Below are 15,285 nucleotides of genomic sequence, written 5' to 3' on the forward strand. Positions count from 1 at the left end.
CACCGGTCACGCCGGATGGTCGTTTTGCGTGCTTTGTCTCACCTCATTCCGCCCGGATCCCAGTCCTGACCAGCGGTTCCGGACCAGGGGCGGACCAGGATCAGGAGCCCTCGGCTTCCGATGAGGGCGCAGCCCGCCGCTGGAGCCGCTCAGTGATCAGCCGGCTGGCGTGGTCCTCGTCACCGTGGATGCACTTGGCGTAGACGCGGAGCAGGACGGCGATGCTGTGCCCAGCCCGCCGGGCGCACTCGGCCACCGGCACCCCGGAGGCCAGCCAGAGCGAGATCCCGGCGTGCCGTGCGTCGTACGGGCGCGCCTTCGAGCAGCAGCAGGCGACCCTCGACTTCGCCGGGTTCTCCAGCCAGACACTGCACAACGCGCTGCAGGAACCGCTCGACAAGGTCCGCTCTGGCTGGCTGGCGCTGGAGTCCGCCAGGAGCCGACTGCTGCTGCCGGACACCACGGCGCCGATGGCCGTGCCGGTCCTGGTCGACGGGCTCCAGGACGAGGAAGCCCTCCGGGAGCGCGCGCGCAACATCGCCCTGACGAACGCCGGCGGTATCGCCCACTCGGTGGAGATGCTGGCTGAGCTGGGCCTGGTCCAGAAGGCGAGCGTCCAGGTCAAGGTGCACCGGGCGTCCAGACTGTTCAAGCTCTACATCCTGAACCGGGCGGAGGCGTTCTTCGGCTTCTATCCGCTCCGCGAGCGCACCGTGGAGATCGACGACACGGCCCATACCTTCTACGACGTGACCGGCAAGGACACCACCCTGTTCCACCACGCTGCCGGCCCGGATGATGCCTCGCTCGGGTCGCAGTACGTCCAGCAGGCTCAGATGTGGTTCGACAGCGCGTGGAGCACGATCGCCTACGAGCGGCAGCCATGACCACCGCCCCTCAGCAACTCGCCGACGTGCTGCGGCCGGTGAAGCACGTGCTCCTCGACTTCGACGGCCCGGTGTGCTCGGTCTTCGCCGGCCTTCCCGCTGCGGAGGTCGCTCGGCGACTCCGTGAGGGCCTGCTCGCCACCGGCGAGCAGGCCCCGGCTGGGGCGGAGGAGGAGAGCGACCCGCTAGCCCTGCTCCGGCTGGTCTCAGAGGCCCGCCCCGATCTCACGGACAGCACGGACGCCGCACTGGCCGCGCTGGAGACCGAAGCTGTTCGGGTAGCCCGCCCGACCCCGGGCGGAGAATCGGTTCTGCGCACTGCTGTCCGCTCCGGTCGCTTGGTCTCCGTGGTCAGCAACAACTCGGGCGCGGCCATCACGGCCTACCTCGCCGAGCACGGCCTCAGCGACTACGTGGCCGGCGTCTTCGGACGCGCCCCGGGCGACCCCTCGTCCATGAAGCCGAACCCGCGTCTCCTGCTCGAAGCCATGGAAGCCGCGGGCACCGGGCCGGAGCACTGCATCTTCATCGGCGACGCGGCCCGCGACGTCGAGGCCGGGGCCGCCGCAGGCATCCCGACGATCGGCTACGCCAACAAGCCGGGAAAGGATGCCAAGCTAGCCGCCGCCGGCGCCGTGATGGTCGTGGACTCGATGGAGTACATCGCGGACGCTCTGACGTGATGTCCGAGTTCTGATCAAGCAGAGGCTGGCCAGTGGCCCAGGGGCGGCCCGGCGCATCACCAGCCCGAGCATTCTTAGCGCATAGAGAAGACACGACGGCCCTTGGGTGGTACGCCACTGCACTGGGTTTGACTCGCCATCTTTCGCCTACGTGGCGATCCAGATGGACAATCGGACTATCCTGCCCCATCTTGGGTATGGACACCGTATGCGCTGCTTTGAAGGTTCCCATCAAGGAGAGTTTAGATGCCGCCTCCGTCTGAACCGCAAGCGAAGCATCAACCGGGTTATTGGATTAGGGCTGCCCGGCATGCTCGACGAATAACTGAGGCTGCAGCCGCCGCTGCAGCCAGCAGCGATATTTCGGAGATCACGGAGCAGGCGAAGCTAGCAATTGGGGCTAGCGAAGAGATCGTCAATGAAGCGAACCTCCTCAAGCAGCAGGATTTCCAAGAGGGGCGTGCAAATTCACTCATCAATGGAGCTGAACCCCTGCGGCAATTGGTCGAGGAGCTCTCCAGGAATATTCAAGATCACGCGATCGCGAAAGGAGTCGCCAAGGCTGGGAGGCAGGACCTCATGCAGCGGATGGCAAATCAGCCCTTGATTGTGAGCCTTGCTAAAGTTGTATTGGCTGACGACCCTAGCTGGCCGAGTGGTATTTCTTCTAAGCTGGCATCCTCGAGTGAGGAACGCGGGGAGGAGCCTGGGGACCTGGAGTCGCCTGAACAATCACCTAGTGAATCCCACGTGGAGGCCGAGTTGGCGAACCCTGGGGCCGACTCGACTGGGCGTTTCCATGAAACTGCCCGCGTGGAGATCTCTATGAATCTGACTCGGAAAGATCTCGACGACCTGGAAGAAGCCGCCAGAGCGGAAGGCGCTTCGGTGGCGGATTATATTCGCCGCGCGATCGCCGTATATCGATTTCTGCTCAATGAGTCTAAGGATGGCACTCGGATCGTTCTTGAGTCAAAACGGGGGCGCGCCCGAGAAGTTCTCATCCGCACCGTCCGGTAGGGCTAAGATTTTCGATCATAGAGGTAGGCGGCAGCTATCCCAGCAATCCCAGATATTGGCGACGCCAGCGCTAGCGTGTCCTCTATCGTCTGACCGGGGTGATACATACCTAGTACTAGAATAACCACTAGTGCCCCTATGACGGCCGCCGCCAGCCACACCCGTCGCCTATCCATGACATCCTGCAGTGGGACTTGAGTAGACCCAAGAGAAATGTCACCTAATTCGAGAGTTTCCATCAGAATCACCTGCCCAGGCAGCCTATATGTCTGACGATCGACCCTCGCGCAGGAGTTGTCAACCGCACGCCACTCGTTGCATGCCCAGCAAGCTCTGGTCGGCCAGCGGGTTGGTCAGAGGCTAGGGGCTCACCCCACCTCGCCAGCCAACCCGCTTGCAGGATCGGGGCCGTCTCGTCTTGTTCGTGTTCGCGGCGTGCTCCGCAGATAGAATTGCAGGCTGTTCCGCACCTTGAACTGACAACGCCGCGCGAGGGCAACTGCCTGCTGAGAGTTTTCTTCCGGTGCGAAAGCAGCAGCCCGGCAAGCGAGGCGTAGTTGTTCGACCTGGCGTCGAAGAGCTTCATCCGTCAGCTGCGGTGCGTAAAGGGCGGTAACCCTCTCCATGTGATCGAGCATGGGCCACGACTCCGCCAAGCGCTCACCATGGGACGGTGCATGGAGCATCGTGTTGAGCAGCTGTCGGCAGTCCAGAGTGGCTTCGAGAAGCTCGGCCGCTGCACGGCGGGCTGACTCGTGACGAGCAGCGTCGGCACTTCGTTGCGAAGTCCACCACACCGAGCAACCGGTGCCAAGTGCTCCAATCAAGCCGCCGAGGGTGCCACCGAGGAAGCTCCCTACATCCATACCCGTTATGGTCGCCTGGCATCTCCCGGCCTGCCAGTTGCGCGGCCGCTCGCGGGACACCGTCGACAGCGGAGGTCGCTGTCTAGCCGCAGACCTTCACACGCTCGCTGGGGGGAGTCGGTAGAGGTCACCGAGAGCGTGATCCGGACCAGGCGCGGACCGGATTCGGTCCGTGATCAAGAGTCCGCAGGTCGGAGCGTTCCTGGCCAGCGGCCTGTAAGGCTGTCGCGCAAGCTACGCAGGTTCGAACCCTGCACCAGCCACTGGATTACCAGGCCGGCCCGAACAGCGGAAACGCTGTTCGGGCCGGTTCTGTTTTCAGGGGGTGGCGAGGAGGAGGGCGGCCGCGGCGGGGGTGTCGGGGGCGGTGTGGGTCGGGGTGGGGTGGGACGGGGGGAGTGGCGGGGCCGGGGTCGGGGTGATCCAGATGGAGCGGAGGCCGGCGGCGTGGGCGCCCTGGATGTCGGTGGCGGGGTTGTTGCCGACCATCCAGGTGTCGGGGGTGAGGGTGCGGCCCAGGCGGGCGGCGGCGAGGTGGAAGATCTCGGGGGCGGGCTTGCGGGCGCCGGCCTCCTCGGAGACGCAGACGGCGTCGACGGCGGGGAGCAGGCCGGTGCGGGCGAGTTTGGCGCGCTGGACGGCGGTGGAGCCGTTGGTGACCACGGCGATGGTCCAGCCGGCCTCGCGGAGGGCGGCGAGGGCGGCCGGGACGCCGGGGATCAGGTGGGTGCGGGCGGCCTCCTGGGCGACGTGGCCGTCCCAGAGGTCCTGCCCGGTGTGCGGGAGGCCGTAGTGGGCGGCGATCCGGGCGAAGCCGGCGGGGGAGCGGTCGGCGCGGAAGAGGTCGAGGACGGTGGGGGCGGCTTCGGCCGGGAGGCCGTGGGCGGTGCAGAAGGGGGCGGTCCAGGCGTCCGCGTCGCCGTCGCGTTCGACGAGCGTGTGGTCGAGGTCGATGAGGAGTAGTGGCGCAGGGTGGTCGATCATGTCCGGAGGGTAATCGACTGCGGCACCCGCAGGCACTATTGCGCATAGCTTGCAATTGCTCTGCTGAGGCAGCAGAGTGGTCGGTGGGGGGCGGGCAGGGTCGTTCAGCCTCGCCGCCGAGTGGTCCCGGGCGTGCCAGCATGCGCCGGGAGTCCTTCGTCCGAGCTGATCGTCTTCCCAACCGGCGCCCGCCGGGACAGCGGCCCGCCCGCCCCCGCCCGCACCCCCGCCCGCACCCCCTCTCCGGGGAAGGGGCGTACCGGAAGGCCGCCCGAGTCATCCGTAAAAGCGGCTATATGTCCGAATCGATCGTCATATCTTGACGATGTCTTAACGGCCCCCCTCAACGCCCCCCGAAGCGCCGCCAGCGGTCCGCCCCGCCCCGCCCTTAGCGGCTCCGACCTGCGAGAACATCCCGCCCGTCGGGCGTGCCGAGCGCTCCGGACACTCCGCCGCGGCCCATTGCGCGCCCGTCCGGCGCCCTTACGCTCGCCCATGTGTTCAACGTGCCCCAGGCGCTCAAGCGCCTAGTGATCGGCAGAGCCATGCGCAGCGAGGAGCTGGGCGAGACGCTGCTCCCCAAGCGGCTGGCGCTGCCGATCTTCGCTTCCGACCCGCTCTCCTCGGTCGCCTACGCGACCCAGGAGATCCTGCTGGTGCTCACCGTCGGTGGCACCGCCTTCCTGTACCTGACCCCGTGGGTCGCGGCCGGTGTGGTCGCGCTGATGGCGGTCGTCGTGATGTCGTACCGCCAGGTCGTGCACGCCTACCCGAGCGGCGGCGGCTCGTACGAGGTGGTGTCCCGCAACCTGGGCGCCAACTCCGGCCTGGTGGTGGCGGCGTCGCTGCTGGTCGACTACGTGATGACCGTCGCGGTGTCGGTGGCCTCCGGCGTCGACAACATCATCTCGGCGCTGCCCTCGCTGGCCGACCACCGGGTCGAGCTGGCCGTCGGCTTCGTCGTGCTGCTGGCGGCGATGAACCTGCGCGGCGTCCGGGAGTCCGGCAAGGCCTTCGCGGCGCCGACGTACCTGTTCATCGGCGGAATCCTGCTGATGGTGGTCACCGGCCTGATCAAGGCGGCCTTCGGGGACACCCCGGTGGCGGCCAGCGCCTCGTACGGGATCCTGCCGACGGACGGCAAGGACACCCTGGCCGGCCTCGGCCTGCTGATGCTGGGTCTGCGGGCCTTCGCCTCCGGCTGCACCGCGCTGACCGGCGTCGAGGCGATCTCCAACGGCGTGCCGGCCTTCCGGGCGCCCAAGTCGAAGAACGCCGCCGCCACGATGGCCGTGATGGGCACCACGGCCGTGGTCATGTTCGTCGGCATCACCGCGCTGGCCCTGATGTCGAAGGTGCACATCACCGACGACGCCTGCCAGCTGACCGGCTTCCCCGGGGACTGCCACACCGCGCCGCAGCAGACCGTGATCGCCCAGCTGGCGGCCGCGATCTTCGGCGGGGACCAGAGCGTCCTCTTCTACTTCATCCAGGCCGTCACCGCGCTGGTGCTGATCCTGGCGGCCAACACCGCGTTCAACGGCTTCCCGCTGCTGGCCTCGATCCTGGCCGAGCACCGCTACCTGCCCCGGCAGATGCACACCCGCGGCGACCGCCTGGCCTTCTCGAACGGCATCATCGCGCTCGCGGTGGTGGCCGGCGGACTGCTCTGGCTGTACGACGCGGACGTCACCAACCTGATCCACCTCTACATCCTGGGCGTCTTCACCTCCTTCACGCTCTCCCAGATCGGCATGGTGAAGCACTGGAACCGGGTGCTCGCCGACGAGACCGACCCGGCCGTCCGCGGCTCGGCCCAGCGCTCCCGGGTGATCAACGCCTTCGGCGCGGTCACCACGGCGCTGGTGCTGGTCATCGTGCTGCTGACCAAGTTCACCCAGGGGGCGTGGCTGGCCGTGGTCGCGGCGATCGTGCTCTGGGTGATGATGCGCGGCATCCGCCGGCACTACGACAGCGTGGCCGAGGAACTGGCGGTGGACGACCCGAACGCCGAGTCGGTGCGGCCGTCCAGGGTGCACGGCATCGTGCTGGTCTCCAAGCTGCACAAGCCCACCCTGCGGGCGCTCGGCTACGCCGAGGCGTTCCGGCCGGACTCGCTGGAGGCGCTGACCGTCGCGGTGGAGCGGGACGCCACCCAGGAGCTGGAACGGCAGTGGGACGAGCTGCGCGTCCAGGTGCCGTTGACGGTGCTGGACTCGCCCTACCGGGAGATCACCAAGCCGGTCGTCCAGTACGTCCGCGAGTACCGCCGCACCAACCCGCGCGAGGCGGTGGCGGTGTTCATCCCCGAGTACGTGGTCGGGCACTGGTGGGAGCACCTGCTGCACAACCAGTCGGCGCTCTGGCTGAAGAGCCGGCTGCTGTTCACCGCGGGCGTGATGGTGATCAGCGTGCCGTGGCAGCTCACCTCGTCCACCAAGGCGCACCACCCGTCCCGCCGCGCTCCCGGCGCGGTGCGACGCGGCGAGCCGACGCCGAGGTCGGAGTACGAGAAGCTGCCGGCGCCCGAGAACGCCTGACGGGCCGTGAGCGACGCCGAGGCCCCGGACAGCGCCCGCTGTCCGGGGCCTCGCCGCGCGCGCGGACGCACGGCGCGGAGGCCCGGCGCGGACGCACGGCGCGGAGACCCGGCGCGGACAACCGGTGCGGACAACCAGTGCGGAGACCCGGTGCCGAGACCGCCGTATGGAGGCCGTCAACAATCGAACGGGCGCCGTATGGAGGGCGTCAAGAACGGCCGTGACGCCCCGTGCGGGCGCTTGGCTGGCTTTGCCGGCCCGCCGCCGGTGCCGCGACGAGGCCCGCAGGGGCGAGCCGCGGCCACCTCCGAACCACTGTGGTGGAGCCCATGTCCGATCTCATCTACGTCGCCGTCACGGTCGCCGTGTTCGGCGTCATCGCCCTGATCGCGCGGGGGGTGGAGAAGCTGTGAGCGCCGAGAACATCGCTGGTCTCATCGTCGCCGTCGCCCTCGTCGGGTACCTCGTCGTGGCGCTGATCTACCCGGAGAAGTTCTGACATGGGCTCCACTCTCGCGGGCTGGCTGCAGGTCCTCGCCCTGGTGGGCGCCCTGGCCCTGTGCTACCGCCCCCTGGGCGACTACATCGCCCGCATCCTGACCTCCTCGAAGCACCTCAGAGTCGAGCGCCGCCTGTACCGGGTGATCGGCGTGGACGGCGACGCCGACCAGCGCTGGCCGGTGTACCTGCGGTCGGTGCTGGCCTTCTCGGCCGTCTCCGTCCTCTTCCTGTACGGCCTGATCCGGCTGCAGGGCCACCTGCCGCTGAACCTCGGGGTCGAGCAGATGGCGGGCCACCAGGCGTGGAACACCGCGATCTCCTTCGTCGCCAACACCAACTGGCAGTCCTACAGCGGTGAGGCCGCGATGGGGCACCTGGTGCAGATGGCGGGGCTGGCGGTGCAGAACTTCGTCTCCGCGGCCGTCGGCATCGCGATCGTGGCGGCGCTGATCCGCGGCTTCCACCGCAACAGGACCGACCGGCTGGGCAACTTCTGGGTCGACCTGACCCGGGTGAGCCTGCGGCTGCTGCTGCCGATCTCGGTGGTGTTCGCGCTGGCGCTGGTCGCGACCGGTGTGGTGCAGAACTTCCACGGCTTCCGCGAGGTGGCCACGCTGGTCGGCGACCCGCAGTCGATTCCGGGCGGGCCGGTGGCCTCGCAGGAGGTCATCAAGCTGCTGGGGACCAACGGCGGCGGGTTCTTCAACGCCAACTCGGCGCACCCGTTCGAAAACCCGACCGGGCTGAGCAACTTCCTGGAGGTCTTCCTGATCCTGCTGATCCCGTTCGCGCTGCCGCGGGCGTTCGGCCGAATGGTGGGGGACGACCGTCAGGGGTACGCCGTCGCGTCCGTCATGGCGATCTTCTGGGTCGCGTCGGTCGCGCTGATCACCTTCTTCGAGGCGCGGCACTCGGGTGCCGCCCTGCAGAGCGCCGGCGCGGCGATGGAGGGCAAGGAGCAGCGGTTCGGCATCGCGGCGTCCAGCCTGTTCGCGGCCTCGACGACGCTGACGTCGACGGGTGCGGTGAACTCCTTCCACGACTCGTTCACGCCGTTCGGCGGCGGGATCACGATGTTCAACATGATGCTGGGCGAGATCGCGCCCGGCGGGGTGGGTTCGGGCCTGTACGGGATGCTGGTGCTGGCGATCGTGGCGGTGTTCGTGGCCGGTCTGATGGTCGGGCGGACCCCGGAGTACCTGGGCAAGAAGCTGGGCGGGCGGGAGATGAAGTTCGCCTCCCTGTACATCCTGACCACGCCGACGATCGTGCTGGTCGGCACCGGTGTGGCGATGGCGCTGCCGGGCGAGCGGGCCGGGATGCTCAACTCCGGTGCGCACGGGTTCTCCGAGGTGCTGTACGCGTTCACCTCGGCCGCCAACAACAACGGCTCGGCGTTCGCGGGGATCACCGTGAACACCGACTGGTACGACACGGCGCTGGGTCTGGCGATGGTGTTCGGCCGGTTCCTGCCGATGGTGTTCGTCCTGGCGCTCGCCGGCGCGCTCGCGCGGCAGCAGCCCGTTCCCGCCACCCCGGGCACCCTGCCCACTCACAAGCCGCTGTTCGTGGGCCTGCTGTCGGGCGTCGTCCTGATCGTCGTCGGTCTCACCTACTTCCCGGCCCTGGCTCTCGGGCCGATCGCGGAAGGTCTCTCCTGATGTCGTCCACCCTTACCGACAAGCCGGCCCCGTCGCCGGAGGCGCCCGCCGAGGCGGCGCCGCACAGAGTCTCCGGCGGGCTGCTGGACCCGAAGCTGATCGTCTCGTCCCTGCCCGACGCGGTGAGGAAGCTCGACCCCCGGGTGATGGTCAGGAACCCGGTGATGTTCGTGGTCGAGGTCGGCTCGGTGGTCACCACCGTCGCCGCGATCGCCGACCCGTCGGTGTTCGCCTGGTCGATCACCCTCTGGCTCTGGCTGACCACGGTCTTCGCCAACCTGGCGGAGGCCGTCGCCGAGGGCCGTGGGAAGGCGCAGGCCGACACGCTGCGCAAGACCAAGACCGACACCGTGGCCCGCCGCCTCACCGACTGGCCGGCGTCGCGGGCCGAGGAGGAGGTCTCCGGCACCGCGCTGCGGCTGGGCGACCACGTGGTGGTCGAGGCCGGGCAGACCATCCCGGGCGACGGTGACGTGGTCGAGGGCGTCGCGTCCGTCGACGAGTCGGCGATCACCGGTGAGTCCGCGCCGGTCATCCGCGAGTCGGGCGGCGACCGCTCCGCCGTGACCGGCGGCACCAAGGTGCTGTCCGACCGGATCGTGGTGAGGATCTCGTCCGAGCCGGGCAAGACCTTCATCGACCGGATGATCGCCCTGGTCGAGGGCGCGGCCCGGCAGAAGACGCCGAACGAGATCGCGCTGAACATCCTGCTGGCCTCGCTGACCGTCGTCTTCCTGGTCGCCGTGGTGACCCTGCGGCCGATGGCCGCCTACGCCGGCGCCCCGCAGTCGATGATCGTGCTGGTCGCCCTGATCGTGGCGCTCATCCCGACCACCATCGGCGCGCTGCTGTCCGCGATCGGCATCGCGGGAATGGACCGGCTGGTGCAGCGCAACGTGCTGGCGATGTCCGGCCGCGCGGTCGAGGCCGCCGGCGACGTCAACACCCTGCTGCTCGACAAGACCGGCACCATCACCCTCGGCAACCGCCAGGCCGCCGAGTTCCTCTCCGCCGGCGGCGTCCCCACCGAGGAGCTCGCCGACGCCGCCCAGCTCTCCTCGCTCGCCGACGAGACGCCGGAGGGCCGCTCGATCGTCGTCCTCGCCAAGACCGGGTACGGCCTGCGGGCCCGCGCCCAGGGCGAGTTGACGCACGCCACCTGGGTGCCGTTCACCGCGCAGACCCGGATGTCCGGCGTCGACCTCGACGAGCCGGCGGGCGTCCACCAGGTCCGCAAGGGCGCGGCCGCCGCCGTCACCGCCTGGGTCACCGGCAACGGCGGCACCGTCACCGACGAGGTCTCCACCCTGGTCGACGGCATCTCGGCGGCCGGCGGCACCCCGCTGGTCGTGGCGACGAAGAAGGGCGAGGAGCCCGCCCGCGTGCTCGGGGTGATCCACCTCAAGGACGTGGTGAAGGAGGGCATGCGGGAGCGGTTCGACGAACTGCGCCGGATGGGCATCAGGACCATCATGATCACCGGTGACAACCCGCTGACCGCCAAGGCGATCGCGGAGGAGGCGGGCGTGGACGACTTCCTCGCCGAGGCCACTCCCGAGGACAAGATGGCCCTGATCAAGAAGGAGCAGGCCGGCGGCAAGCTGGTCGCGATGACCGGCGACGGCACCAACGACGCCCCCGCCCTCGCCCAGGCCGACGTCGGCGTCGCGATGAACACCGGGACCATGGCGGCCAAGGAGGCCGGCAACATGGTCGACCTGGACTCCAACCCGACCAAGCTGATCGAGATCGTCGAGATCGGCAAGCAGCTGCTGATCACCCGGGGCGCGTTGACCACCTTCTCGATCGCCAACGACGTCGCGAAGTACTTCGCGATCATCCCGGCGATGTTCGCGGCGGTCTACCCCGGCCTGGACAAGCTCAACATCATGGGCCTGCACAGCCCGCAGTCCGCGATCACCTCGGCGATCGTCTTCAACGCCCTGGTCATCATCGGCCTCATCCCGCTTGCCCTGAAGGGCGTGAAGTACCGCCCGTCCGACGCCAGTTCGCTGTTGCGCCGCAACCTCGGGCTGTACGGCCTCGGCGGTCTGGTCGTCCCCTTCGTCGGGATCAAGCTGATCGACCTGGTCGTCCAGTTCGTCCCCGGCCTGAGCTGACCCACGGAAAGGAGGAAGCGCATCATGTCCAAGCCCCTGCCCACCACCGTGCGCACGCACCTCACCGCGCTGCGGATGCTGCTGGTGATGACGGTGATCCTCGGCCTCGCCTACCCGCTGCTGGTCACCGGCCTCGGCCGGGCCGTCCTCGACGACAAGGCCGACGGCTCGATCGTGAGGACCGCGGACGGCAAGGAAATCGGTTCCAGCCTGCTGGGCCAGAACTACGACCTGCCGAAGAAGGACCCGGCCGACCCCGACGAGCAGGCCGTGCCGGACCCGAAGTGGTTCCAGCCCCGGCCCGGCGCCCACGACCCGAGGAGCTCCGGCGCCTCCAACCTGGGCCCCGGCAGCGAGGATCTGGCCGGAACGATCGAGGGCCGCCGGAAGGCCGTCGCCGCGTTCGACGGCGTCGACCCGGCGAGCGTCCCGGTGGACGCGGTCACCGCCTCCGGATCCGGCCTCGACCCGCACATCTCGGTGGCGTACGCCAAGGAGCAGGTCAAGCGGGTCGCCGAGGCCCGGGGCGACGTCTCTCCGGAGCAGCTGAACAAGCTGGTCGACGAGTACACCGAGGGCCGCTCGCTCGGCTTCCTCGGCGAGGAGGGCGTCAACGTCGTCCTGCTCAACGCCGCCTTGGCGGAACAGAAGTGACGGCCGGCCGGCTGGATCCATGAGACGGGCCGACCCGGGCCGGGGCACCACCCCGCGCCCGGGTCGGCCGACGTGCGCCCCGACCCTCGTACGAAGACGAAAGAGCAGCGCCCATGGCCCGCGACCTCACCCCCGGCACCGGCCGCCGCCGCGGCCGGCTGAGGGTGTACCTCGGTTCCGCCCCCGGTGTCGGCAAGACCTACCGGATGCTGGACGAGGCCGGGCGCAGACGGGAACGCGGCGCGGACGTCGTCGTCGGTTACATCGAGTGCCACGGGCGCCGCCGCACCGAGTCCATGCTCACCGGCCTGGAGATCCTGCCGCGGGTCCGGCGCGCCCACCGCGGCGCGGACTTCGAGGAGATGGACCTCGACGCCGTGCTCGCCCGCCGCCCCTCGGTGGTGCTGGTGGACGAGCTCGCCCACACCAACATCCCCGGCGGGCGCAACGCCAAGCGCTGGCAGGACGTCGAGGAACTGCTCGACGCCGGGATCGACGTCATCACCACCGTCAACGTCCAGCACCTGGAGTCGCTGAACGACGTCGTCCAGAAGATCACCGGCATCCCCCAGCGCGAGACCGTCCCGGACGAGGTGGTGCGCCGGGCCGACCAGATCGAACTCGTCGACATGGCCCCCCAGGCGCTGCGCCGCCGGATGGCCCACGGCAACGTCTACGGGGCGGAGAAGGTGGACGCCGCGCTCTCCAACTACTTCCGGGTCGGCAACCTCACGGCCCTGCGCGAGCTGGCCCTGCTCTGGGTGGCCGGGCGGGTCGACGAGGGCCTGCGCGACTACCGCGCCAGCCACGACATCGACCGCGTCTGGGAGACCCGCGAACGCGTCGTGGTCGCCCTCACCGGCGGCCCCGAGGGCGAGACGCTGATCCGCCGGGCGGCGCGCATCGCGGACCGGACCGCCGGCGGTGACCTGCTCGCCGTCCACGTCACCCGCAGCGACGGCCTGGCCGGCGCCTCGTCCGGCGCGCTCGCCCAGCAGCGGCAGCTGGTCGAGACCCTCGGCGGCAGCTACCACGTGGTCGTCGGCGACGACATCCCCACGTCCCTGCTGGCCTTCGCCCGCGCCCACGACGCCACCCAGCTCGTCCTCGGCACCAGCCGGCGCGGCCGGATCACCCGCTTCCTCACCGGCCCCGGCATCGGCGAGACCACCGTGGACGCCTCCGAGGACATCGACGTCCACATGGTCACCCACGAGTTCACCGGCCGCGGCCGGCTGCCCTCCCTCGGCCGCCGCCACTCCAGGCGCCGCACCATCGCCGGCTACGCGGCCGGGCTCGTCCTGCCCTGGCTGCTCACCGCCGTCCTCTCGCGGTTCCACGGGACGGTGAACCTCACCACCGACGCGCTGATCTTCCAGCTCGGCGTGGTCGTCGTCGCCCTGCTCGGCGGCGCCACCTCCGCCCTGCTGGCCTCCCTGGTCGCCTCGGTCCTGCTCAACTACTTCTTCATCCCGCCCGTCCACACCCTGACCATCGGCGAGACCAACAACCTGGTCGCCCTGATCGTCTTCGCCGCCGTCGCCCTCACCGTCTCCACCGTGGTCGACCACGCGGGCCGGCTCACCACCCGGGCCGCCCGGGCCACCGCCGAGGCCGAGACCCTCTCCACGCTGGCCGGCAGCGTGCTGCGCGGCGCCGACGCCCTGCCCGCCCTGCTGGAGAAGTCCCGCACCGCCTTCGGCATGGACTCCGTCGCCCTGCTGGACCGCACCGGCGGCGAGGTGCTGGCCGCCAGCGAGGGCGAGGGCGAGCCGGAGCCCGGACGGCCCGCCGAGTCCACCGAGGTTCCGGTCGGCTCCGACGCCGTGCTCGTGCTCACCGGCCGCCGGCTGCCCGCCGCCGACCAGCGGGTCCTGACCGCCTTCGCCGCCCACGTCGGCGCCGCCCTGGAACGCGACCGGCTCGCCGTGGTCGCCGCCGAGGTCGAGCCGATCAAGGCCGCCGACCGGATGCGCACCGCCCTGCTCGCCGCCGTCAGCCACGACCTGCGCACCCCGCTCGCCGCCGCCCTCGCCTCGGTCGGCTCGCTGCGCAGCCCCGACGTCGAGTTCTCGCCCGAGGACCGGGCCGAACTGCTCGCCACCGCCGACGAGTCCCTGGTCAAGCTCACTCGTTTGGTGGACAACCTGCTCGACATGAGCCGCCTCCAGGCCGGCGCCCTCACCCTCCACCTCGCCGAGACCCACCTGGACGAGATCCTTCCCCGGGCGCTGGACACCCTCCCCGACCCGTACGCACCCGTCCAACGGCTCGACCTGAGGTTCGAGATCGACGAGGGCGTGCCCGGCGTGCTGGTCGACCCGCCGCTGCTGGAACGCGTCCTGGCCAACGTCATCACCAACGCGCTGCGGCACAACGCCCCCGGCGCGCCCGTCCTGGTCACCGCCAGCCACCACGCCGAACGGGTCGAGGTCCGCGTCATCGACCGCGGCCCCGGCATCGCCCCCGAGGACCGCGACCGCGTCTTCCTGCCCTTCCAACGCCTCGGCGACACCGACAACACCACCGGCGTCGGCCTCGGACTCGCGCTCTCCCGCGGCCTCGCCGAGGCCATGGGCGGCGGCCTGGAGGTCGAGGACACCCCCGGCGGCGGCACCACGATGCTGCTCACCCTGCCCGCCGCGCACCCGGGAGAGGTGCACCCGCATGAGTGAAATCCTGATCGTCGACGACGAGCCCGCGCTGCTGCGCACCCTGCGGATCAACCTCAGCGCCCGCCGGTACGCCGTCCGGACGGCCGCCAGCGGCGGCGAGGCGCTGGACCGCGCCGCGCACACCGCACCCGACGCCGTCCTGCTCGACCTCGGCCTGCCCGACCTGGACGGCATGGAGGTCATCCGCGGCCTGCGCAGCCGCAGCGCGGTGCCGATCATCGTGCTCTCCGGCCGCTCCGGCGCCGCCGACAAGGTGGACGCGCTGGACGCCGGCGCCGACGACTACCTCACCAAGCCCTTCCTGATGGAGGAGCTGCTGGCCCGGCTGCGCGCCGTCCTGCGCCGGCCGCCGGGCGGCGGGCCCGCCCCGGCCCTGCCGGTGATCGGCGACCACACGGTGGACCTCGCCGCCACCACGGTGACCGGCCCGGGCGGCCCGGTCCGGCTGACCCCCACCGAGTGGCGGATCCTCACCCTGCTGCTGGCCAACCCCGGCCGGCTGGTGCCCGGCCGGCAGATCCTGCGCGAGGTCTGGGGCCCGGCGCAGGAGGGGCGCGGCAACTACCTGCGGGTCTACCTGGCCGGCCTGCGGCGCAAGCTGGAACGCGACCCGGGCCGCCCGCGCCACCTGATCACCGAGCCCGGCATCGGCTACCGCTACGAGCCCTGAGCTCCGGTCAGCCCGCGCGCCCCT

The 15,285-nt window shown here is 70.1% G+C and carries 11 protein-coding genes; 10 read left to right on the plus strand and 1 reads right to left on the minus strand.

Going from position 1 to position 15,285, the window contains the following annotated elements:
- Nucleotides 1–221 precede the first annotated feature (221 nt).
- From ACFVHB_RS00575 to ACFVHB_RS00585, 3 genes are all read left to right on the plus strand, one after another.
- On the plus strand, nucleotides 222–887 hold the full coding sequence (locus tag ACFVHB_RS00575; protein WP_380314044.1) for a GntR family transcriptional regulator: 666 nt from the start codon (nucleotides 222–224) through the stop codon (nucleotides 885–887).
- Complete coding sequence (locus ACFVHB_RS00580; protein WP_380314045.1) at nucleotides 884–1,570, plus strand: HAD family hydrolase; 687 nt, start codon at nucleotides 884–886, stop codon at nucleotides 1,568–1,570. Before ACFVHB_RS00575 ends, ACFVHB_RS00580 begins: the two co-directional genes overlap by 4 nt.
- 246 nt (nucleotides 1,571–1,816) lie before the next feature.
- A complete protein-coding gene (locus ACFVHB_RS00585) occupies nucleotides 1,817–2,590 on the plus strand; it encodes a hypothetical protein (RefSeq protein ID WP_380314046.1) in 774 nt (257 codons plus the stop codon).
- 1,184 nt (nucleotides 2,591–3,774) lie between these two features.
- Here the strand turns inward: ACFVHB_RS00585 and ACFVHB_RS00590 are convergent.
- Nucleotides 3,775–4,440, minus strand: a complete 666-nt coding sequence (locus tag ACFVHB_RS00590; protein ID WP_380314047.1) for an HAD family hydrolase — start codon at nucleotides 4,438–4,440, stop codon at nucleotides 3,775–3,777.
- Between the two features lie 545 nt (nucleotides 4,441–4,985).
- On the opposite strand from ACFVHB_RS00590, the gene ACFVHB_RS00595 reads away from it, so the two are divergent.
- The 7 genes from ACFVHB_RS00595 (at nucleotide 4,986) to ACFVHB_RS00625 (ending at nucleotide 15,261) form a co-directional block, all read left to right on the plus strand.
- Nucleotides 4,986–6,980: an APC family permease gene (locus ACFVHB_RS00595; protein ID WP_380314254.1), complete on the plus strand. Its 1,995-nt coding sequence runs from the start codon at nucleotides 4,986–4,988 to the stop codon at nucleotides 6,978–6,980.
- A 409-nt stretch (nucleotides 6,981–7,389) separates the two neighbouring features.
- Complete coding sequence (gene kdpF / locus ACFVHB_RS00600) at nucleotides 7,390–7,479, plus strand: K(+)-transporting ATPase subunit F (RefSeq protein WP_097237446.1); 90 nt, start codon at nucleotides 7,390–7,392, stop codon at nucleotides 7,477–7,479.
- 1 nt (nucleotide 7,480) lies between these two features.
- A complete protein-coding gene (gene kdpA / locus ACFVHB_RS00605; RefSeq protein WP_380314048.1) occupies nucleotides 7,481–9,142 on the plus strand; it encodes a potassium-transporting ATPase subunit KdpA in 1,662 nt (553 codons plus the stop codon).
- Nucleotides 9,142–11,262, plus strand: coding sequence for a potassium-transporting ATPase subunit KdpB (gene kdpB, locus ACFVHB_RS00610; protein WP_380314049.1), 2,121 nt, complete (start codon nucleotides 9,142–9,144; stop codon nucleotides 11,260–11,262). Before kdpA ends, kdpB begins: the two co-directional genes overlap by 1 nt.
- A gap of 24 nt (nucleotides 11,263–11,286) precedes the next feature.
- Nucleotides 11,287–11,916, plus strand: a complete 630-nt coding sequence (kdpC, locus tag ACFVHB_RS00615; RefSeq protein WP_380314050.1) for a K(+)-transporting ATPase subunit C — start codon at nucleotides 11,287–11,289, stop codon at nucleotides 11,914–11,916.
- A gap of 113 nt (nucleotides 11,917–12,029) precedes the next feature.
- Nucleotides 12,030–14,591, plus strand: a complete 2,562-nt coding sequence (locus tag ACFVHB_RS00620) for an ATP-binding protein (protein ID WP_380314051.1) — start codon at nucleotides 12,030–12,032, stop codon at nucleotides 14,589–14,591.
- Nucleotides 14,584–15,261, plus strand: a complete 678-nt coding sequence (locus ACFVHB_RS00625; protein ID WP_380314052.1) for a response regulator — start codon at nucleotides 14,584–14,586, stop codon at nucleotides 15,259–15,261. Before ACFVHB_RS00620 ends, ACFVHB_RS00625 begins: the two co-directional genes overlap by 8 nt.
- Nucleotides 15,262–15,285: the final 24 nt, after the last annotated feature.

The sequence above is a fragment of the Kitasatospora sp. NPDC127111 genome, from assembly GCF_042677465.1.
In the GTDB taxonomy this organism is placed as follows: Bacteria; Actinomycetota; Actinomycetes; order Streptomycetales; family Streptomycetaceae; genus Kitasatospora.